This window comes from Citrobacter amalonaticus (genome assembly GCF_037053465.1).
Classification (GTDB): domain Bacteria; phylum Pseudomonadota; class Gammaproteobacteria; order Enterobacterales; family Enterobacteriaceae; genus Citrobacter_A; species Citrobacter_A amalonaticus_H.
Genome location: NZ_JBALIF010000014.1, coordinates 26,538 through 48,208, shown reverse-complemented (window position 1 = coordinate 48,208; position 21,671 = coordinate 26,538). Strand labels below are relative to the sequence as shown.

The 21,671-nt window shown below is 52.8% G+C and carries 18 protein-coding genes; 14 read left to right on the top strand and 4 right to left on the bottom strand.

All coding sequences use genetic code 11. The annotated features are described in order from the left end of the window. Window positions 1-226 precede the first annotated feature (226 nt). Genes WB371_RS19090 through WB371_RS19075 form a run of 4 tightly spaced genes read right to left on the bottom strand, consistent with a single transcriptional unit; the run spans window position 227 to window position 2,669 of the window. The gene (locus tag WB371_RS19090; RefSeq protein ID WP_336221614.1) at window positions 227-433 is read right to left on the bottom strand and encodes a TraR/DksA family transcriptional regulator; all 207 of its coding nucleotides are present in this window, start codon (window positions 431-433) and stop codon (window positions 227-229) included. Further along, the gene (locus WB371_RS19085) at window positions 426-1,019 is read right to left on the bottom strand and encodes a DUF2857 domain-containing protein (RefSeq protein WP_336221613.1); all 594 of its coding nucleotides are present in this window, start codon (window positions 1,017-1,019) and stop codon (window positions 426-428) included. Before WB371_RS19085 ends, WB371_RS19090 begins: the two co-directional genes overlap by 8 nt. Then, the gene (locus WB371_RS19080) at window positions 1,016-2,443 is read right to left on the bottom strand and encodes a ParB family protein (RefSeq protein WP_336221612.1); all 1,428 of its coding nucleotides are present in this window, start codon (window positions 2,441-2,443) and stop codon (window positions 1,016-1,018) included. Before WB371_RS19080 ends, WB371_RS19085 begins: the two co-directional genes overlap by 4 nt. A gap of 28 nt (window positions 2,444-2,471) precedes the next feature. Further along, entirely contained in the window at window positions 2,472-2,669 is a 198-nt protein-coding gene (locus tag WB371_RS19075; RefSeq protein ID WP_336221611.1) for an AlpA family transcriptional regulator, read from the bottom strand. Between the two features lie 1,268 nt (window positions 2,670-3,937). Between WB371_RS19075 and tssB the strand changes: the two genes are divergently transcribed. The 14 genes from tssB to WB371_RS19005 all read left to right on the top strand — a co-directional run bounded on the left by tssB (window position 3,938) and on the right by WB371_RS19005 (window position 21,613). Next, window positions 3,938-4,432, top strand: a complete 495-nt coding sequence (gene tssB / locus WB371_RS19070; RefSeq protein ID WP_336221610.1) for a type VI secretion system contractile sheath small subunit — start codon at window positions 3,938-3,940, stop codon at window positions 4,430-4,432. Between the two features lie 17 nt (window positions 4,433-4,449). Then, window positions 4,450-6,000 (top strand): type VI secretion system contractile sheath large subunit, encoded by a 1,551-nt coding sequence (gene tssC, locus WB371_RS19065; RefSeq protein WP_336221609.1) that lies wholly within the window; start codon window positions 4,450-4,452, stop codon window positions 5,998-6,000. Window positions 6,001-6,007: 7 nt separating this feature from the next. After that, entirely contained in the window at window positions 6,008-7,345 is a 1,338-nt protein-coding gene (tssK, locus tag WB371_RS19060; protein ID WP_336221608.1) for a type VI secretion system baseplate subunit TssK, read from the top strand. Further along, window positions 7,342-7,995: a type VI secretion system protein TssL, short form gene (tssL, locus tag WB371_RS19055; protein WP_336221607.1), complete on the top strand. Its 654-nt coding sequence runs from the start codon at window positions 7,342-7,344 to the stop codon at window positions 7,993-7,995. The genes tssK and tssL overlap by 4 nt, the downstream gene beginning before the upstream one ends. A gap of 3 nt (window positions 7,996-7,998) precedes the next feature. Continuing rightward, complete coding sequence (locus WB371_RS19050; RefSeq protein ID WP_336221606.1) at window positions 7,999-9,705, top strand: OmpA family protein; 1,707 nt, start codon at window positions 7,999-8,001, stop codon at window positions 9,703-9,705. A gap of 15 nt (window positions 9,706-9,720) precedes the next feature. Then, a complete protein-coding gene (gene hcp, locus WB371_RS19045) occupies window positions 9,721-10,212 on the top strand; it encodes a type VI secretion system effector Hcp (protein WP_336221605.1) in 492 nt (163 codons plus the stop codon). Between the two features lie 166 nt (window positions 10,213-10,378). Further along, complete coding sequence (gene tssH, locus WB371_RS19040) at window positions 10,379-13,021, top strand: type VI secretion system ATPase TssH (RefSeq protein WP_336221604.1); 2,643 nt, start codon at window positions 10,379-10,381, stop codon at window positions 13,019-13,021. Window positions 13,022-13,035: 14 nt separating this feature from the next. Next, the gene (locus tag WB371_RS19035; RefSeq protein WP_336221603.1) at window positions 13,036-13,491 is read left to right on the top strand and encodes an STM2901 family protein; all 456 of its coding nucleotides are present in this window, start codon (window positions 13,036-13,038) and stop codon (window positions 13,489-13,491) included. After that, window positions 13,488-13,799, top strand: a complete 312-nt coding sequence (locus WB371_RS19030; RefSeq protein WP_336221602.1) for a DUF1493 family protein — start codon at window positions 13,488-13,490, stop codon at window positions 13,797-13,799. Before WB371_RS19035 ends, WB371_RS19030 begins: the two co-directional genes overlap by 4 nt. Window positions 13,800-13,846: 47 nt before the next feature. Further along, on the top strand, window positions 13,847-16,357 hold the full coding sequence (locus tag WB371_RS19025) for a type VI secretion system tip protein VgrG (protein WP_336221601.1): 2,511 nt from the start codon (window positions 13,847-13,849) through the stop codon (window positions 16,355-16,357). A 12-nt stretch (window positions 16,358-16,369) separates the two neighbouring features. Beyond that, on the top strand, window positions 16,370-18,526 hold the full coding sequence (locus tag WB371_RS19020; RefSeq protein WP_336221600.1) for a hypothetical protein: 2,157 nt from the start codon (window positions 16,370-16,372) through the stop codon (window positions 18,524-18,526). Between the two features lie 16 nt (window positions 18,527-18,542). Further along, window positions 18,543-19,532 carry a formylglycine-generating enzyme family protein gene (locus WB371_RS19015; RefSeq protein ID WP_336221599.1) on the top strand — a complete coding sequence of 330 codons (990 nt, stop codon included), beginning with the start codon at window positions 18,543-18,545 and terminating at the stop codon, window positions 19,530-19,532. Window positions 19,533-19,588: 56 nt separating this feature from the next. Beyond that, complete coding sequence (locus WB371_RS19010) at window positions 19,589-20,572, top strand: formylglycine-generating enzyme family protein (protein WP_336221598.1); 984 nt, start codon at window positions 19,589-19,591, stop codon at window positions 20,570-20,572. A gap of 57 nt (window positions 20,573-20,629) precedes the next feature. Continuing rightward, window positions 20,630-21,613, top strand: a complete 984-nt coding sequence (locus WB371_RS19005) for a formylglycine-generating enzyme family protein (protein WP_336221597.1) — start codon at window positions 20,630-20,632, stop codon at window positions 21,611-21,613. Window positions 21,614-21,671: the final 58 nt, after the last annotated feature.

Below are 21,671 nucleotides of genomic sequence, written 5' to 3'. Positions count from 1 at the left end.
GGTCAACAAGGATAAAACCGGTCTGGCGGGTGAAAGTTAATCAGCCGGACGACAACAGAAACAGATGAATGTAAAAATGTCGCGCCCGATTATGCGGGGCCGCATAATTCAAGGCTGTACCTTACAGCTCTGTAAGGTACAGCCTATTGATGTTGTTATTAACATGATTAATCAGCCAGTTACGCTACAGGTGCCATGTCAGTGACTGCTTACATTATACGCCATGTTAGCCCTGTCGCTCCGCCTCCTGCTGGCAACTGACACACAGGCTGACGCCGGGTATCAACTGCCGTCGCTTCTCGGGGATAGGTTCTGCGCAGCGCACGCAGAATAACTGTGACGGTGAGGATGAGCGGCACGAACGAATCTTATCAATGCAGGTTTGCAGACTCTGCTCATTAAACGCCTGATCGCGGTCGATTTCATCAACCATGGGATCTCTCCTCTTTTTCCTTTTCGCACAACATGATGCGGTTCCATACCACGGTCAGGGACAGCTCGTCGGGCTGTGAACCCAGTTGTTCCGATTCCTGCAGCTCTTCGGTAATGCGCAGCATGGCGTCCAGCGCCTCCATGGAATACAGGTTTGTCGGGCGGCGCTGCTGCCAGCCCTGCCAGATTCTGGCGTCAATCTCTTCACTGGGGATCTGGGTGCGTCCCTGCGGCAGCGAGATCCCCTGTAACCGTCGGCGGGCGCTGATTTCCCCGGATGACAGGCCGAAAAACTGGTTGAGGAGTTCAATAGAGCCGCCCAGTTGAATGGCCTGGCGGATCCGGATTTGCAGCGTGAGCTCCTGGCGGGCCTGGGCGAGGATCTGGCGCAGAACATCATGGTGGATAGTGACATTCATAAACTGGGCGGAGGTCCGGCTGAGGGCAAACAGCTCATCAAGAGACAGCGCATTGATGGCGTTCAGTTCATCATAGGTGAAGCCCATCGATTCGCAGTGGCGAAGATTCCCCTCTTTCAGGGCGCTCAGGACGTCAGTCAGAACGGCAAAATTAAGCGACGGGATCATGGTGTGGCTCCTTCCTGCTGTTTTTCATGCAGGCGGCGTAATGTACGTATCAGCCGGAACAGCGGGATCACGGTCGTATCGTCAAGGGTGGCGGACTGGTCTGGCGAACCTATCAGCAACAGATGCCAGATTGTAGGAGGACCGGGGGTTTTTCCGGCCAGGAAGGATAGCAACTGAAACAGAAGCCTGGCATCGCCGGACATTTCACCTTCCGGGCAGGCAAGATCAAACCCGTTGTTTTCGCAAGGGATAACAAGATGCTCCAGCTCCGCCGTTGCCGCCAGTTCCCAGGCTATCTGATCGGCGACAGTGGCAAGGCATTCGGGTGTATCCATCAACGGGTCAATATCCCAGATAATATCGGGGTCTGGGCGCGGATGACCTGCTGGTGACGCAGGCTCCGGCATCCTCGTTTCATCGGCCTCCGGGGGAAGGGAAACCCGGGGGCTTTTGTCTGCTGGCGTTGCGGAAATATCGTCGGGGATTTTATTGTTGAGTGGAGGTGTATCGTCGGGCGTAATTTTTTTGCCCTCAGTGGCGTCCGGGGGACGGACTCGTTGTTGTGCCACATCAGGCAGCGTGGGCTCAGGCACGCCGAGTAAATGCTGGCGTTTTTGATTCCGGCTGTCGGTCACCAGTGCGACGATATTGTAATCCACCCCCAGTGCCTGACTGAGTAAGCCGGTCAGTTCATCACGCAGGTGGTCCGGTGAAAAACCGGCCAGTGGCCCGTTAAACGGCAACAGGGCCATGGCAAAAATATCGGCAAACAGCGGCAGGTCATCCCGGTTTGCCGATTGCTGAAACCAGAACTGTTCGGTGTTATTACGCAGCAGCAGTATTTTTTCAATCACGGTACGGGAAAGACCGCCATACAGCAGGTCAGGGATATGCGGGAGCAGTAATTCAATGGTGGACTCCATGCGGCTGACGGAGGACTGCGTCACCGGAAATCCGTCGTGGCACAGTTGCCGGGCCAGTTGAGTCTGCGACAGGGTGCCTGACGTGGTGTGCTGATACAGGTCTTTAGCGCGCTGAACGCCCAGCGCACGTTCAATGAAGGTCAGCGATCCCCGCATTTCATTTTCAATCAGATGACCGAGCAGGCAGTGCAGGTTGCCTTCATCGAGGCTTTTTTCCGTTTGCCATGGGTGACAAATACAGGTGACGTTCTGGTATTTGTCATCACGGGTTTCCTGCCAGAGCTCATTCAGCACCGCCAGCCGGGTATTACCGCCGCTGGCGATAATATAAAACGATTCACCGGGACGCTGGGTGACCAGGGGAGGGTGATCCAGACCCCGTAAACGAATGGACGCTTTTATCTCATCGTAGTCCGGATTACGCACAATCCGCGGATTCATATCAAAGGGGCGTAATTTTTTCAGGGGAATAGTGATCAGTGTTTGCGGATTATTATTCATGAGGATTGTTCCTTTTTGATGGGGGCAATTACCGCTGGTCCAGTTTTTCCTTAATCCAGTTGTCAATTTCCTGCTCCAGCCAGGCAACGCTGGCGGGGCCAATTTTTATGGATGCCGGAAAGGCGTGTTCTTTCATGCGGGCATAAATCTGTGAACGTTTAAGCCCGGTCTTATTTTCAACCTGCTTAATGCGTAATAAACGATAGCTGTCACTATGGGATGACATACCTTTTCTCCTGCGGAGTGAATAAACAGCAATGTTGATTATTACCTTTTGACACCTGGCGGAGAAAAGATAAAATTAGAACAGGACGGACGATGTTTTATGAATGATTTTGTGAGTGGGTGTCATTTGTGTGTCCGTGTGTTACGGGCTGTGTGCACGGGGGGGGCATTATAAATAGTCAGTCTTTCATAGTTTTTAATTTAATAGTTGAAGAACTTTCTTGTTAACAATGGATTGAATTTTATTATTGCATTGTGATTATTTTCTCCAGGACGATTTTTGTGATGTGCATCAGGTTTTCCAGGTGTAGTGATAAAAATAAAAGCTAACAATAAGTAATGATATTGCTGGTGCTGTGGTCTTATTTATTTTGTAAGTTTATCAACATCGTTGGTTGTCTTAATCATTAACCCGGCGTTGTTCAGTTTTATTCTGGTGTCCGGTGAGTTGATTTGTAGTAATAGCGGTAACCTCTGCACGATAGTGGCTACGTACTGCCATGTTTCAGATGTCCGCTGGTTCTTCGGCAGGGCTCAGCGACCTTCATCCATATTAAGCAGTCCCCGTCCTGACAAAACGCACCTTCTCTGTTTTATTCCAGGACTTTCTTCAGCGCGCCACTGGCCTGTTTCTTTGTTGCGCAGCAACACCGCATGGCAGCCCTGCCCATGCTGAAGGGTACTGACTCCCGGTTGCAATGTACTTTACGTTTTTAGTGATGAATAAATGGGAAATGCGAAGATACTCACCCGGAGTAAAGGAAACCGGTAAGGTTCAGAACAGAAGTCAGAATTTTATAAGTAAATGGCCTTGGGTAATTTTCTTGTTTATTCTTTTAGTGAATTTGTTTGCTGCATTGCATTCATTGAGTGAATATAAAAAAGCTCGCAAAAAGCATATTCTTTTCATTCTTAAATTCATCTGGTGATTAAATTGTTACTCGTCTGAAATAATTGGTTTCGAAAATTAAGTTATCTGAATAAAGATATAATCCGGGTTAAGCCCGCCCTTCAGAGCGTGAAGCGTCATTTTAAAACCCGTCATTCAACATGGTCTGGCTTAAAAATAAACAATTCCAGTCACCGAATTTTACATTTACCTGTGCCCGTCATCTTGTTAACACGCTACATCGGCGTAGCATTTTCCTCGTAACTGTCTGTTTTATCCATTTTATTCATTGCGGTGAATGCGGTAGCGTGCTGCCTGGAATGTGTGTCAGTCGTTCCCGGCTGTCCGTGGCCTGATCCCGCCCTATGAAGGAACATTGCATGTCCGGTTCATTCCAGGAAGAAATCCCCAAAGCCCGTATTAATTTAAAGCTGTCGTTACACACAGGGAATGCCCAGAAGAAAGTCGAACTGCCGCTCAAACTCCTGACTGTGGGAGACTTCAGCAACGGACAGGAAAATCGCCCGCTGTCTGAGCGTGAAAAAATCGACGTGAATAAAAATAACTTCGACAGCGTGCTGGCTGAATTCTCTCCTTCCGTAAACCTTACCGTCGAAAACACCCTTGCCGCCGACGGCAGTGAAGAAAATGTCCGCCTTGCCTTTAAAGAGATGAAAGATTTCGAACCAGAACAGGTGGCACGGCAAATTCCGCAGCTGAAAGCGATGCTCGCCATGCGCAGCTTATTACGCGACCTCAAATCGAATCTGCTCGATAATTCGGCATTTCGTAAAGAGCTGGAGATCATATTACGCGACCCGGCGCTGAGTAATGAACTCAGAGCTGAAATTGCCGCGCTGGCACCCAAAGACTGACGGATAAAATAAGGAATATGCTGATGTCTGTACAGAATGAGACCGCTGTACCCGCAGGTGAAGTCATTACCCGGGAACGTTCCACATCGGAAGGGGTTTATGCCTCCCTGTTTGAAAAAATTAACCTGAAACCGGCTTCTCAGTTAAGCGACCTGTCAGTCTGGCAGGATGAGACCGCCATGGCGGAAGCAGGTGCTAACGAGCGTATCACCGCTGGCGTGCAGGTGTTCCTGGAGCGTCTGAAGCAGTCCGGTCAGAAAGTGGAAAAGCTCGATAAGACATTAATCGACCACCACATCGCCGAACTGGACCACCAGATTAGCCGCCAGCTTGACGCGATCATGCACCACCCGGACTTTCAGTCCGTGGAATCCCTGTGGCGCGGGCTGAAGCATCTGGTGGATAACACTGACTACCGTCAGAACGTGAAAACTGAAATTCTGGATATATCCAAAGACGATTTGCGCCAGGATTTTGAGGATGCGCCGGAGGTTATCCAGAGCGGACTGTACTGGCATTCTTACGTTTCGGAGTACGACACCCCAGGCGGCGAGCCGCTTGCGGCGGTGATCTCAGCGTATGAATTTGATGCATCAGCGCAGGATGTGGCGCTGATGCGTAACATATCTAAAGTGTCTGCAGCAGCGCATATGCCGTTTATCGGTTCTGCAGGTCCAAAGTTCTTTTTAAAAGAAAATATGGAGCAGGTTGCTGCCATCAAAGACATCGGCAACTACTTCGACCGCGCTGAATACATCAAGTGGAAATCTTTCCGTGACACCGACGATTCCCGCTACATCGGTCTGGTGATGCCGCGCGTGCTCGGTCGTCTGCCGTATGGCCCGGATACCGTACCTGTTCGCAGCTTCAACTACATCGAAGAAGTGAAGGGCCCGGACCACGAGAAATACCTGTGGACTAACGCCTCGTTCGCCTTTGCCGCCAACATGGTACGCAGCTTTATCAACAACGGCTGGTGTGTGCAAATTCGTGGTCCGCAGGCGGGCGGCGCGGTGCAGAACCTGCCTATCCACCTCTACGATCTGGGTACCGGCAACCAGGTAAAAATTCCGTCGGAAATTATGATCCCGGAAACCCGCGAATTTGAGTTCGCCAACCTCGGCTTCATCCCTTTGTCGTACTACAAAAACCGCGACTATGCCTGCTTCTTCTCGGCCAACTCCACCCAAAAACCGGCACTGTACGACACCGCCGACGCCACGGCCAACTCGCGCATCAACGCCCGTCTGCCGTACATCTTCCTGCTGTCGCGTATTGCCCATTACCTGAAGCTGATCCAGCGCGAAAACATCGGCACCACCAAAGACCGCCGTCTGCTGGAGCTGGAGCTTAACACCTGGGTACGCAGCCTGGTCACCGAAATGACCGATCCGGGCGACGAACTGCAGGCCTCCCACCCGCTGCGCGATGCCCGCGTGACGGTGGAAGACATTGAGGACAATCCGGGCTTTTTCCGCGTACAGCTGTTTGCCGTACCGCACTTCCAGGTGGAAGGGATGGACGTGAACCTGTCGCTGGTGAGCCAGATGCCGAAGGCCAAAGCGTAGGGGCGTTATGAAAATCTATCGTCCGTTATGGGATGACGGGGCGTTTCTGTTCCCGCAGCAGTTTCAGCAGCAGGCGCGCTGGGATGCGCATGTGGCGGATACGGTGGCCCGGATGGCGCTGGCGCACCCGTGGGGCGTGTTGTGCGCTGAATTTGACGAGGGCGCGCTCGCGCTCTCCCGCCTGAACGCCACCCGGCTGGTTGTCCGCTTTTCTGACGGGACGCTGACGGATACGGAGCTGGCGGATACGCTGCCGCCGGTCTGTGATTTGTCGGTTGCCAGTGGCCTGGAAAGTGTGGAGGTGGTGCTGGCGCTGCCGTTGCTCAGCGCGAACGGCGGCAATCTGGACGACGGCAGTGACAGCGCCCGCCCGCGCCGCTGGCGCTCAGAGCGGGTGACGGTGCAGGAACTGGCCGGTCATGAACGCAGTGAGCTGGCGGTGTTGCGTCACGCCCTGACGCTGCGCCTGTCGAACCAGGAAAACAGCGCCTGGCTGACCTGCCCGGTGGCGCGGCTGATGCGCAACGCCCAGGGGCAGTGGAGCCTGGACCGGCGCTTTATTCCGCCGCTGCTGTCGCTGGCGGCCAGCCCGTTACTGCTCAGTGAACTGAACGACCTGCTGCACCGCCTGCAGGCGCGGCGTAAGCGTCTGATGGACATGCGCCGGGAAAGCAACGAACGGATGGCGGATTTTGCCGTCGCCGATGTATCGCTGTTCTGGCTGCTCAATGCGCTTAACAGCGCGGAGCCGGTGCTGACGGAACTGCACCAGTCGCCGTCGCGCCACCCGGAGCTGCTCTACCGTGAACTGGCGCGGCTGGCGGGCAGCCTGCTGACCTTCTCGCTGGAACACAACGCAGACGATATTCCCCTGTATGTACATGAGGCCCCGGAGCAGGTCTTTCCGCCGCTGTTTGCCCTGCTGGACAAACTGCTGGAAGCCAGCCTGCCGTCGCGGGTTATCGCCATTGACCTCACTGCGGACGGTGAAATCTGGAAGGGCGTGCTGCACGATGCGCGGCTGCGTGAAGGGGCGGACTTCTACCTCTCGGTGCGTTCCGCCCTGCCAAATCACGAACTGCAGACCCGCTTCCCGCAGTTGTGCAAGGCGGGCAGCTTTGACGCGGTCTCGGATGTGGTCAATGTGGCGCTCAGCGGCCTGGTACTCAAGCCGCTGTCCCATGTGCCGGCGGCTATCCCGCTGCGCCTGGAAAACCAGTATTTTGCGCTGGACTTATCCTCGGAGGCGGCCCGCGCCATGCTGGACGCCGGGAACTGCACCTTCTATACCCCCCGCTCACTGGGTGAGGTGAAACTGGAACTGTTTGCGGTACTGCGCTCATGAATAAAACCGATAACACCCTGACGGACACCACGTTTTATCCCGGCTGGCTGATGGTCAGCCAGTTGCGCAGCGGACAGGAAATTAAGGACGGTGACGCGCTGTACCGCCGGGCCTGCCAGTGGGTGAACGACGCCCGTGATGCGCTGAACGCGGCGGGCTTCAGCGCCACCGCCTGCGACCACATGCTGTATGCGTACTGCGCCCTGCTCGATGAGAGCGTGCTGAACCGCCAGGTGCGGGACGACGGCTACCGTAAATGGCACCAGGACCCGCTTCAGGCGCGTTTTTTCAGCACCCTGAATGCCGGGGAGGAGCTGTGGGAGCGTATCCGCACGCTGCTGCGCGAGCCTGCGCCGGATATTGCGGTGCTGACCTGCCTGTACCGCACCCTGCAACTGGGCTTTGTCGGGCAGTACCGGGCGCAGGATGACGAGCGGCGCGAAGATGTGGTGAAGGCGCTGAGCGAGCGGGTACCGCCCTTTGCTCTGACTCAGGATGCGCCGGTAGTGGTGCGCGCTTCACGCCTGCGTGCCGGACGCCGGGCATACTGGCTGTCATGGGCGGCGGGGGCGATGGTGCTGGTCGCATTGTGGTTCACGCTCTCCTCCCTCCTGGCGCATCAGGTGGCGCAGATAACGGGGAAGGGGTAACGGATGCGTGACGCTTCCCGCGCGGTACTCACCGTACTGGCCACTCTGCTGGCGCTGTGGCTGGTGCTGGGGTTCTGGCCGCTGACAGGCGTCAGTCAGGGTATTCTGAGCCTGTTCATTCTGCTGATTGCCGGAACTGCGCTGTGGTTTCAGTGGCGGTGTGACCGGATGCAGCAGGTCCTCAGCGAGCAGATAACCGACAGCCTGCTGCCGCCGGAAGATTTTCAGGGGGCGGTGGTGCTGGTCTGTGGCGATACAGAATCCCTGTTTTCAGCGTCCGCGCTGTACCGGGAAACCCGTCAGGGCTGGTACCTGCAGGCAGAGAATGCGGAGAAACTTCCCCTGCTGGCGCAGCATCTGGCCACACAACGCCCGGCGCTGGTTGCACAGGTCTCGGTGCTGCTGGCGCTGATGCCGGAGCAGCAGTCGTCAGAAGAGGCCTTCACGCAGTCCCTGCATGGCTGGCACCGGAGCATTGTGCAGTGCCGGAGCTGGCTGAACGGCATTCCACCGGTCTGGCGTGTCAGCTGGATTTCGCCGCCGGACGCCGTCACTGAGCAGGAGCCGCTGTGGTTTACCGTCACCCCGGATTTACCGGGCGTGCGGGTGCGCCAGAACGGACACGTTGCCCTGCCGGTGGCTGACTGGCAGCGGGAAACGGGCAGTGGACTGCGTTTTTGCCAGACGCTGTGGCTGGACAGCCAGCTGGCCTGGGTTCACCGGCATGTGACCCGGAAACTCAGCACCCGGAAGGGGGAACTGCCGCCGCTGAACGTCTGCGCCGTCGGGGTCTGTCTGACCCCCGTCCGCGCCGTCGCGGATAACCTCCGCCAGAAGCAGATAAGTGATATCACCACGCTGGCCCCGGTGAATACCGCATCGCCCGACATGCTGCCTTTGCCTGACCTGCTGTTACCCCACCTGCCGCGCCGTCACGGCATCAGCCGCCGGATGCAGGAACTCCGGCAGGCCGGTGTGCTGTGCTTCACCTTTCTGGTGCTGGCGTGTCTGGCCTCCTTTGTTAACAACCAGCGCCTGGTGCGCAGCGTGGAAGACCATCTGGCGCTGTACCACCGACTCAGCGGCCAGCCTCCGGCCCCGAAAGCGCAGGCGCAGCAGCGGCTGCGGGCCGACAGCCGCCTGCTGGACGCGTGGCTGCGTAAAAGCGAACCGCTGCGCTACGGGCTGGGGCTGTACCAGGGGCTGCGGCTGATACCGCCGGTGGAAGCCGCCATCAGTGACTGGACGCCTCCGCCACCACCGGCCCCGGTGATTAAGAAAATCGTCACCGGTCCGCAGACGGTGCGCCTGGACAGTATGTCGCTGTTCGACACGGGTCAGTGGCAGCTTAAACCGGGTTCAGTGAAAGTGCTGATTAACGCCCTGGTCGGCATTAAGGCGAAGCCCGGCTGGCTGATTGTGGTGGCCGGGCATACCGACAGCACCGGTGAGGCGAAAGCCAACCAGGTGCTGTCGCTTAAGCGCGCGGAATCGGTACGCGACTGGATGCGTGATACCGGCGACGTGCCGGAAAGCTGTTTTGCCGTACAGGGATACGGGGCCACCCGACCCCTTAAGACCAACGACACGGCACAGGGGCGGGCAGCCAACCGCCGTGTCGAAATCAGTCTGGTGCCGCAGGCGGATGCCTGCCGGATGCCAGGTACCGGAACCGTCGCCAGAGCAGGCGACCCCGTAAATCAAAAGTAATGAAGGAGTTCTGAAATGGCAATACCTGTTTATCTGTGGCTGAAAGACGACGGCGGCGCGGACATCAAAGGTTCTGTGGACGTGAAAGACCGCGAGGGCAGCATTGAGGTGGTGGCGCAGGAGCATAACCTGTACATCCCGACCGACAACAACACGGGCAAACTGACCGGCACTCGCGTTCATACGCCGTTCCTGTTCACCAAGGAAATCGATTCCTCCAGTCCGTACCTGTATAAAGCGGTGACCACCGGCCAGACCCTGAAATCTGCCGAGTTCAAATGGTACCGCATCAATGACGCCGGCCAGGAAGTGGAGTATTTCAACACCAAACTTGAGAACGTCAAGCTGGTGAAAGTGGCCCCGCTGATGCACGACATCAAGGACCCGGCCAAAGAGAAGCACAACCACCTTGAGCGCATCGAGCTGCGCTACGAAAAAATCACCTGGACCTACAAAGACGGCAACATCATTCATTCCGATTCATGGAACGAACGCACCACAGCGTAAGACCCTGGCGGACAGATCCCCTCTGTCCGCCATTTTTGTTTTGCTCTGCAAAGCGTCCGTCTGACGGGCGCTTTGCAGAGCAGTATCACACTTTATCGGCATGAACCTTATGGGCATCGGTTAACGGCCACGGGCGGTAGCGTGCCTGAACACGAGAGCAAGCGACATGGAACATCATTCAGCAGTCCTGTTACGACGTTTAAACCCATACTGCGCGAAAGCGCTGGAGGCCGCAGCCAGCCTGTGCCAGACGCGGGCGCACGCCCACATCACCCCGGAGCACTGGCTGCTGAAACTCCTCGAAGGCGGCGAGGGCGACATCACCGTACTGGCGCGGCGCTATGAGTGGGATATGGACGCGGTGTGGCGGGATTTACTCGCCCATCTTGACCGCCTGCCGCGCTCGGTGCGCAGCCGCCCGGAGCTTGCCGACAGCCTCGACGGCCTGCTGAAACAGGCGTGGCTTATCGCTTCGCTTGCCAGCGACGGCAGTCAGATACGCAGCTGCCACCTGCTGCAGGCGATGGCGGAAAACCCGAATCTGGTCGGCTGCGATGGCCTGTGGCCCCTGCTGAGCCTGCGGGCCAGTCAGTTTGAACGCCTGCGCCCGCTGCTGGATGCGCAGTCTGATGAACGCCCGGAAATGCAGCAGGAAGCACAACTACAGCAACCGACAGGCGGCGAAGTAGAGTTTATCGGTCGTCCGGTCAGTGCGGAAATGAACGCAGGTGAGCTTAACCCGGCGCTGCAGAATGTGCTGGATAAATTCACCCTCGATGTGACGGCGAAAGCCCGCGAACAAAAAATCGACCCGGTGTTTGGCCGCGATACGGAAATCCGCCAGATGGTGGATATCCTGTCACGCCGGAGAAAGAACAACCCGATTCTGGTGGGCGAGCCGGGTGTCGGCAAGACTGCCCTGGTGGAGGGCTTAGCTCTCAGAATCGCCGAAGGCAACGTCCCGGACAGCCTGAAACCCGTCACGCTGCGTACCCTTGACCTCGGCCTGCTGCAGGCGGGCGCAGGCGTGAAGGGGGAGTTCGAACAGCGGCTGAAAAACATTATCGATGCGGTGCAGCAGTCACCGACGCCGATTTTGCTGTTTATTGACGAAGCGCACACCATTATCGGCGCAGGAAACCAGGCGGGCGGCGCGGACGCGGCCAACCTGCTGAAACCTGTGCTGGCGCGTGGCGAACTCAGAACCATCGCCGCCACCACCTGGAGCGAATACAAACAGTACTTCGAACGCGACGCCGCACTGGAGCGCCGCTTCCAGATGGTGAAAGTTGATGAGCCAGACGACGACACCGCCTGCCTGATGCTGCGCGGCCTGAAATCCCGCTATTCGGAGCACCATGGCGTGCATATCACCGATGAAGCGGTCACAGCCGCCGTCACGCTCTCGCGCCGCTATCTGACGGGCAGACAACTGCCGGACAAGGCCGTTGACCTGCTGGACACTGCCAGCGCCCGCGTGCGCATGAGCTTAGATACCGTGCCGGAGCCGCTGACCCGTATCCGTTCGCAGCTCACCGCGCTTGCAATGGAAAAGCAGGCGCTGCTGGAAGATATTGCGGTGGGCAACAATAAAAGCGGTGAACGCCTTGCCGCCATCGAACAGGAAGAGGTTGCCCTGATAGTCGAACTGGACGAGCGCGAAACGCAGTACGGCCAGGAACTGGCGTTGACGGAACAACTGATGGCCTGCCGTGCCGATATCTCCCGTCAGGCGGAAACTGCCGCACTGCAACAGCAACTGAGTGAGCTTCAGCAGAACGACCCGCTGCTGTTCCCGGACGTGGACGCCCGCACCGTCGCCACGGTGATTGCCGACTGGACCGGTGTACCGCTCTCTTCCCTGATGAAAGATGAACAGACGGAACTGCTGACGCTGGAACAACAACTCAGCCAGCGTGTGGTCGGTCAGGATGAGGCGTTGACCGCCATTGCGCAGCGCCTGCGCGCCAGCAAAACCGGTCTCACCCCGGAAAACGGCCCGCAGGGCGTATTTCTGCTGACCGGCCCGAGCGGTACCGGGAAAACCGAAACCGCGCTGGCACTGGCTGACAGTCTGTTTGGCGGCGAAAAAGCGTTAATTACCATCAACCTGTCGGAATACCAGGAGCCGCACACCGTTTCGCAACTGAAAGGTTCACCTCCGGGCTACGTCGGCTACGGGCAGGGCGGCATCCTCACTGAAGCGGTGCGCAAACGCCCGTACAGCGTGGTGCTGCTGGACGAAGTGGAAAAGGCGCACCGCGACGTGATGAATCTGTTTTACCAGGTGTTTGACCGGGGCTTTATGCGCGACGGCGAAGGGCGGGAGATTGACTTTCGCAACACGGTCATCTTGATGACCTCCAACCTCGGCAGTGACCTGCTGATGCAACTGTTACAGGAGCAACCTGATGTCAGCGATGCGGATATGCACGAGCTGGTGCGCCCGATTCTGCGCGACCACTTCCAGCCTGCGCTGCTGGCGCGCTTCCAGACCATTATTTACCGCCCGCTCACCGCAGAAGCGATGCGTACCATCGTCGGCATGAAGCTAAACCAGGTCAGCCAGCGCCTGGCGCGTCACTACGGCATGAAAACCACCCTCGGCGAAAGCCTGTACGGCGCGCTCACCGCCGCCTGCCTGCTGCCGGACACCGGGGCGCGCAATATCGACAGCCTGCTGGACCAGCAGATTTTACCGGTGCTGAGCCAGCAACTGCTTACCCACATGGCGGAAAAACAGAAACCGCAGCATCTGACGCTCGGCTGGAATGAGGATGAGGGGATTGTGCTGGAGTTTGACCATTAACCGGGGCAGAAAATATGGATACGGTTGAAGAGCTGAACGATACCTATTTTTTTGATGGGATGAATAACCTGACGGCCTGGGAGTTACTTTTCTGGGTTCTGGTTGATGAGACGGAAAAACAACTGGGGATACAGGATATTGTGGGTATCGCTTCTTTAATTCTGGGTAATAACATCATTGATATCCCTGGAAAGCCTGAAACCGCAACGCCCGGAACATCGCCTGCATCATTATTTTTTCGCAGACATATCAGCTATAAATTCAGGAAAAGAGTATTGCCGACATTGACCAAAAAATCATTTTCCTTAAGAGGGATAAAGATTTTTTGGGTCAATAATCTCGGCGCTTTCGCCGGAAGAGCCGTTCCTGTTCTGGGCTGGATAATCATGGCGCACGATGTCTCGGTTATCAGTTACCGTACCGTTACCCGGTACAACACTATCGCCCGTGAAGAGGATAAAATCTGGTGAGCGACTCTGTTGATAAAAAAGTCAGGGATTTTGTCCTTCGCGAGTTGCCGCTGGTGACAACGCTCTTTCTGAAAAAAATTTATCCTGATGATGATGCGGCATTACAGGATCTTTATGAATCCGATGATGTGGCGGAAATGGCCCGACATTATTTCAGGCATTTTAATGTACTGCCCGCCGGGTTTTCCATTGACAACTATTTTCCCTGGAAAACACCGTCAAATAAAACAAACCGGCAGGATAAATATCCCCTGACGATCCGTATGTTTATCGAATCGGCCCGGGCAGGCTGCTGGCTATATCAGTAATCGGCCTTCCGACGTATACAACATATTATTACCACGGAGTCACCATAATGAGTCTGACGGACACGCTGCAAAACACGCTTTCAGGTATGGCGAATACCACGCTCAATCGTTACCAACTGGATATTCCCGGCTGTGCTTCGCCGCTGGATGTTGAGGACTTTTGTGGGTCTGAACAGCTAAGCAGGCTCTACCGCTATGACATCAGTTTCACCAGCACAGACAAAGACATCGATGCCCGTCAGCTGGTGAGTAAACCCGCCACGCTGACGATGGGGGGCGGCGGATTGCTGGCCCTGACCGAGTGCAAGCGGGTGCATGGCGTCATCACGCATTTTGAGCGTATCAGCAGCTCTGCCGATCAGGCGGAGTATATGATAACCCTTGAACCTTTTCTTTCCCTGCTGGACAAACAGTTTCGCACCCACCGCTTTTTCGTTAACAAGTCGGTGCCGGAAGTAGTGGAACAGGTTTTACAGGACCACGCGCTGCACGGCTGGGAATATGAATTTAACCTCAAACAGAGCTACCCGAAACGTGAGCAGATAAACCAGTATCAGGAAAGTGACCTGGCGTTTATTCAGCGTCTGCTGGCCGAAGTGGGGATATTCTACTTCTTCACCCTCCAGGAGGACGCGCAGACCGAAGTGGTGCATTTTATTGATGCGCAGCGGGGGCTGACCTTTGGTAAAACCCTGCCGGTCAACAGCCCGTCGGGGATGAGCGACAGCGGCGCGGACTCGGTGTGGGGGCTGAATGTTGCCCACAACGTGGTGGAGGCGAACGTCACCACCCGGGATTACAACCACCGCGAAGCCCAGAGCATCCTGCAGTCCGTTCCGGCGGACATGACCCGGGGTGACGGCGAAGGAAATACCTACGGCGAGGTTTACCACTACAGACTGCGCCACCTGGAGCGCGGCGACAAAATCGACCCCACCGCAGAAACCGCCAACTTCTACGCCCGCCTTGACCACGAGCGCTTTCTGGCCAGCCAGACGCTGATAACCGGCGCCAGCACCGATGCGACGCTGGCCCCTGCGCAGGTGCTGACCATCACCGACAGCCTGCCGCCAACCTTACCGGCACCGTTACAGCAGCCGGTATTAATCACCGGGGTGGGGTTTACCGCCAGCCGTAAAGATGCCCTGCGGGTGGACATTACGGCAGTCCCTTACAGCGAAACCGTCTGCTGGCGACCGCCGTTGCTGCCGCGTCCGAAGGTCAGCGGGACGCTGACTGCGCGCGTCACCAGTGCGAAGGCGAATGATATCTACGCCTGGCAGGATGCATCCGGCCTGTACCGGGTGAAGTTTGATGCCGACCGGGATGATAAACAGCAGGGTAAAGAGAGTATGCCGGTGCGGCTCGCCAAACCCTACGGTGGCGATGTGTACGGCTTTCACTTCCCGCTGATACAGGGCACGGAAGTGGCGATAGCCTTCCACGAAGGCGACCCGGACAGGCCGTATATTGCGCACGCGCTGCACGACTCGCGGCACGTTGACCATGTGACGGAGAAGAACAGTACCCGTAACGTGATACGCACACCGACGAATAATAAGCTGCGGATGGAGGATAAGCGTGGCGAGGAGCATATCAAGCTCAGCACCGAGTACGGCGGCAAGACACAATTGAACCTGGGGCACAATGTGGATGCGTCCAGGGCGCTGCGGGGAGAAGGGTTTGAGCTGCGTACCGATAAGTGGGGCGCGCTACGGGCAGGCAAAGGGATATTTATTAGCGCAGACCAGGCGAGTGTTGATGCACAGATACTGGATATGAAAGCTGCCATTATTCAGCTTGAAAGTGCGCTGTCGCTGGCAAAAAGTTTATCTAAAGCGGCAGAAATAGCCAAAGCTGAGAAAGCTGAAACCAGTAGTCAGGAGACACTGAATCAATCCCTGGAGCAACTGACTGCACCGGGGATTGTGATGCATGCCCCGAAGGGAGTTGGCGTTGTCAGCCCTAAAGCGATACGAATAGCCTCAGGGAACGAAAGTGTGGGGGTTGTTTCAGGAAGTAATACCGATATCGCTGCCGGGAAAAGCTTTACAGCAGTTGCAGGGGAAACGGTAAGCCTGTTTGCCCAGGCTGCCGGCATGAAGTTGATCGCGGGCAACGGTAAAGTTGATATCCAGGCACAGGATGACAATATTGAAGCTGTTGCCAGACAGGACATCAAAATTACCAGTGCTGAAGGTGAGATCATAGTCACCGCTGCAAAAGAGCTGGTTCTGACTTGTGGTGAGGCATATATAAAAATTAGTGGCGGAAATATCGAGTTAGGAGCCCCAGGTAATATTCTGCTTAAAGCAACGAATGTTCAGAAGATGGGTTCCGCCAGTCTGAGTGTAGTTCCACCAGAAATACCTAAAGGGTTTAACGAATTCTTTATTCTGGCGGATGAAGAAACTGGAAAACCCCGGCCTTATTTTCCTTATCGAATTATCACTCCAGACGGAGAGGAACTTAAGGGAAGGACGGATCATGAGGGTAAAACGATGAGAGTATATAGCGCCACGCCAGGCAATATGCAACTTTTCCCGGATGACGAATAACAGGATATTTCTATGACAGACTCAAATAAACCAATAGGCCAGACTAAAACGAAGGCTCAGGGAAATGGTACCCCGGCAAAGCTGAAATCGAAAAAAAATGGTGTTGTTTACTTTGAAATTGCGACCGGATACTACTACGTTGTAGAAGCTGCTATTGCCATGGCTATTGAAGATGAAAATAATAAACTCCAACATCTTCTGGAAATGCAGATTAGAGCCATTCGTGAATTTGAAGCGATCAAGAACGAATGTCTGGCAGATCCTAAAAATGAGGCGCTAAAAAATAAATATACTGCCTTAGAAAATAATCTGTTTGATGCAAATAAAAATCTTAAGGCAGGTCTTGGTTTCCTTGGGCCAGTAGTCACCAGTGATGATGATAAAACAAAAATTCACTCTCTAAGTAACATTTCAGGTGATACGGAAAAGTTAGTTGAAGTACTGCCAATAAGAAAATCGAATGGCACAGGGAGAGTAATTTATGTCAGGTCGGGGCTGAATAAAGAGAAATGGAAGCCGTATATCCCTGAGCAATCCGAAAATGGAAAAGGCAGTTTTTTAAACAGCAAGGGGATAGATAAAAGTGAACTGCGTAAACAATTAACAGATGTTTCTTTTAAGATTAAAAAAGACTGGGACATCATAGATCCTAAAGAGCATACCGGGACATTATTTGACTGGGCCGATAAGTGGAACAAAGCAAGGCAGTATCAGTTGCATAAAGAAAAAGACCAGTCTCCGGACGATCACTTCGATGCGTCGTTTGGCGCACAATTAATGCGTTACACTGCAGGTCTGGGGGCCAGTATTGAATTTGACCCCACAAAAATGGAAGGTCAGGCTAAAGTAAGTGGTAATGCAGAATTTGCTATCTGGGAAGCTAAGGGTAACTTTAAGATTATGTTTCCACATCGTCTGGGGTGGTTACCTTCGCTTCCCAGACGTGATGGCAAGGGAGAGTGCGTGCTGGGGTATTTGCGGATCGATCTGGAAGCTGTTGCAACCAGTAGCATTGGTGCCTCAATAACGGCAGAAATAGGGGTGGAAATAAATAAAAAACCAGATGAGGCTGAAAAAGCAGGCATCAGAGGCATTGGTTCTGATTATAAGCCAACGCCCGTACCTTCTGAGCGGAAAATTGATTTATCTAAAGTGATTGAAAACTCAGACGTAAAAGGCGGAATTCGCGCCTTTGCTGGCTTTGAGGCTAAAGGGGAGGTATCAGGTTCTGTTATGTGGAAAGAGCCTGAAAAGATGACATCGAAAAGTGAAGACGATTATAAGCCCATTGCCAAAGTGAGTGAGAGTATATCCTATTTAGCGGGTGCAGGTGTTGAAGCAACCTTTCAGATTAAATTATACAAAAAGAAATTATATGTTTCCTTTCATGCAGGGCTTTGCTGGGGGGAAGGTGCCAGCGGTGGTCTCAGTTTTGAAGTGGATGCAGGGGAGTTGTATGATTTTCTGAAATATGTTTGCTATTTGTTACGCGATGCAGACTTTCAAAAGCTGTCTTTGATTATTGTTGATTCATCATTCCCTCTGATTACAAAGTTAATTATGCTTACTCTTGTCATGGATATTGAGTCGGTGCGCATATTGTATGATAAGGGCATGAATTTGGATAAATCCATTGAAGTATATTTTTCTGACAAAGAAAAGAGAGCTGCTTTTATTACAAAAATATCAAGTGATAAAGAGCTGTGTCATTATACACCTCCCGAGGTAAAAGGTAATATGTTAGCCATGTTGATAGAAGAGGATTTATACGACGGAATAAGGGACTCGTTCCCAGGGAACCAGTTAAATATTAAGAAAGGTGTGCTAAATATATTCCGGTGGGTGCAATCTAGAGCAGAGTATCGGAATGTTTTGCAGCATTGTTCGCTAACCTTAGGTGAACGAAAATATCCAGATTGGGAAATGAAAAAAGAGCAGCTAGAGATTCGCATGTATGCTCCTGATATTACAGAGGTTAATCACAACTGGATGAAGGGAACTGTAATTGATAGTGATGGTTATGGGGCCGCGTTTGAAAAAATATATGACTCGTTAAGTGAACAGCCAATGCCTGGGTTTCCAATTATACCGAACGACTCCGATGATTACAGAATATTCAAAAATAAACTAAACAAAAACTATTACGATATGAATCAACGATTGGTTTAATTAAAAGGATGTGGCTATGAATTTTAAAAGTGGGAAAATAGCATTATACCTTAGCGTGTTACTTTTAGCAGGGTGTGATAAAAGTGACCAGGCGGTTGATGCAGTTATGCAGAATATGGTGTTTGTTCAGGGCGGGACCTTCGAAATGGGAGATATTTGCTTCAAAAAATATGGTTCACCCTGTACTTTTGCCAATGAAGGTGCCAGTTTTCCGGTTCATACCGTCACACTGGACAGTTTTTATATTGCCAAATATAAGGTCACATACAAAGACTATGATCTTTATACAAAAAACAAAGGGTTACCTGACCTTAAAATTGATGCTGGATATATAAAAAGATATCCCAAATTGCGTAATGATGACTATCCGGCAACAGCCAACTGGCAACTGAGCCGGGATTACTGCCGGTGGTTAGGCGAGAAAACCGGGTTACCTTTTGATTTACCTACCGAAGCACAGTGGGAGTATGCCGCCCGCAATCGTGGCCAGGATGTTCATTATGGAACAAATGACGGTCATTTCAGGGTTGGAGTGAATGCGCCTTCTTATGAACAGCAAGGGCGTGATTCGGGGCTGAATGATGGACTTTTCCCTGTAGGACAATTTCCTGCTACGCCACTGGGATTATTTGATATGGGAACCAACGGGCAGGAGTGGATGCGTGACTGGTACAGTAAAACCTACTATCAGCACAGCCCGCAGCATAACCCGGCGGGGCCAGATAGCGGTACCGAAAAGGCTCTCAGGGGCATGCTAACTTCGGACAGCCGCGATAATGATGCGGCACCAACGGCAACAACAATGTTCAGGACCGGTGAGGACCCTTTGCTGAAAGGGATCCCTCCCGATTTGTGGAGTAAGTATAATGGTGATGTGAAGAAAGCATTAGCGGGAGATACTGAAAATAGCCCTTACGAAATTGCAAAACGTGGGTTTATTCCAGAAATAACTTTTCGCTGCGTGATTAATGCGCAATCTCTTCCGGAAAAATATATGAAAAAATGAAGATAATAAGGCCAGTTAGCAAGAGTAAAGTGAACCAGGGGAAAGGAAATAATAAAATGAAATATAAAACATCAATTTTACTTCTTGTGCCGCTTTTTCTTTGTGGATGCGATAAAAGCGATCAAACTGTGAATGAGACTATGCAGAATATGGTGTTTGTTCAGGGCGGGACCTTCGAAATGGGAGATATTTGCTTCAAAAAATATGGTTCACCCTGTACTTTTGCTAATGAAAACGCCAGTTTTCCTGTTCATAGTGTAACACTCGATAGTTTTTATATTTCTAAATATAAAGTCACCTATAAGGATTACGCTTTTTATACCAATGACAAAAATCTGCCTGATTTAAAAATAGATCAAGATTTATTACGATTTTATCCAAAACTGCAGACTAGTAATTCTCCGGCAACAGCCAACTGGCAACTGAGCCGGGATTACTGCCAGTGGTTAGGTGAGAAAACCGGATTACCGTTTGATTTACCTACCGAAGCACAGTGGGAATATGCCGCCCGCAATCGTGGCCAGGATGTTCATTATGGAACAAATGACGTTCACTTCAGGGTTGGAGTGAATGCCCCTTCTTACCAGCAGCAAAAAGATTATTCAGGCCTGGGTGAGGGGCTTTTACCTGTAGGGCAATATCCTGCCACGCCACTGGGATTGTTCGATATGGGAACCAACGGGCAGGAGTGGATGCGCGACTGGTACAGTAAAACCTATTATCAGCACAGCCCGAAACATAACCCTGCGGGGCCGGAAAGCGGTACCGAAAAGACTCTCAGGGGGATGCCGGTTGAGGACAGTCGGGCAGATGATGCGGCACCGACTGCAACAACAATGTTCAGAATGGGGAAGGAACCACTATTAAAGGACAATCCTCCAGGGCTTTGGGATAAATATAATGGAGATTATAAAAAAGCACTAGCGGCAGATACCGAAAATGATCCTTATGAAATTGCAAAACGTGGATTTGCTCCAGGAATAACTTTCCGCTGTGTGATTAATGCACAATCTCTTCCGGAAAAATATATGAAAAAATGAAGATAATAAGGCCAGTTAGCAAGGGTAATGTGAATCAGGGGGAATGGAAATAGTAAAATGAAATATAAAGCATCAGTTTTACTTCTTGTGCCGCTTTTTCTTTGTGGATGCGATAAAAGCGATCAAGCTGTGAAAGAAGTTATGCAGAATATGGTGTTTGTTCAGGGCGGGACCTTCGAAATGGGAGATATTTGCTTCAAAAAATATGGTTCACCCTGTACTTTTGCCAATGAAGGCGCCAGTTTTCCTGTTCATACCGTCACACTGGACAGTTTTTATATCGCCAAATATAAGGTCACATACAAAGACTATGATCTTTATACGAAAAACAAAGGATTACCTGACCTTAAAATTGTGGATACTTATATACAAGACTATCCAAAACTGCGTAATCCTAATTACCCGGCAACAGCCAACTGGCAACTGAGCCGGGATTACTGCCAGTGGCTGGGTGAGAAAACCGGATTACCGTTTGATTTACCTACCGAAGCACAATGGGAATATGCTGCCCGCAATCGTGGCCAGGATGTTCATTATGGAACAAATGACGGTCATTTCAGGGTTGGGGTGAATGCTCCTTCTTATGAACAGCAAGGGCGTGATTCGGGACTGAATGATGGACTTTTCCCTGTAGGGCAATACCCTGCCACACCACTGGGATTATTCGATATGGGGACCAACGGGCAGGAATGGATGCGCGACTGGTACAGCAAAACCTACTATCAGCACAGCCCGCAGCATAACCCGGCGGGGCCAGATAGCGGTACTGAAAAGGCTCTCAGAGGCATGCCAACCTCGGACAGCCGCGATAATGATGCGGCACCAACGGCAACAACAATGTTCAGGACCGGTGAGGACCCTTTGCTGAAAGGGATCCCTCCTGATTTATGGAGTAAATATAATGGTGATGTGAAGAAAGCATTTGCGGGAGATACTGAAAATAACCCTTATGAAATTGCAAAGCGCGGTTTTATTCCAAAAATAACTTTTCGCTGCGTGATTAATGCACAATCTCTTCCGGAAAAATATATGAAAAAATGAAGGTAATAAGGCCAGTTAGTAAGAGTAATGTGAATCTGGGGGAAAGGAAATAATAAAA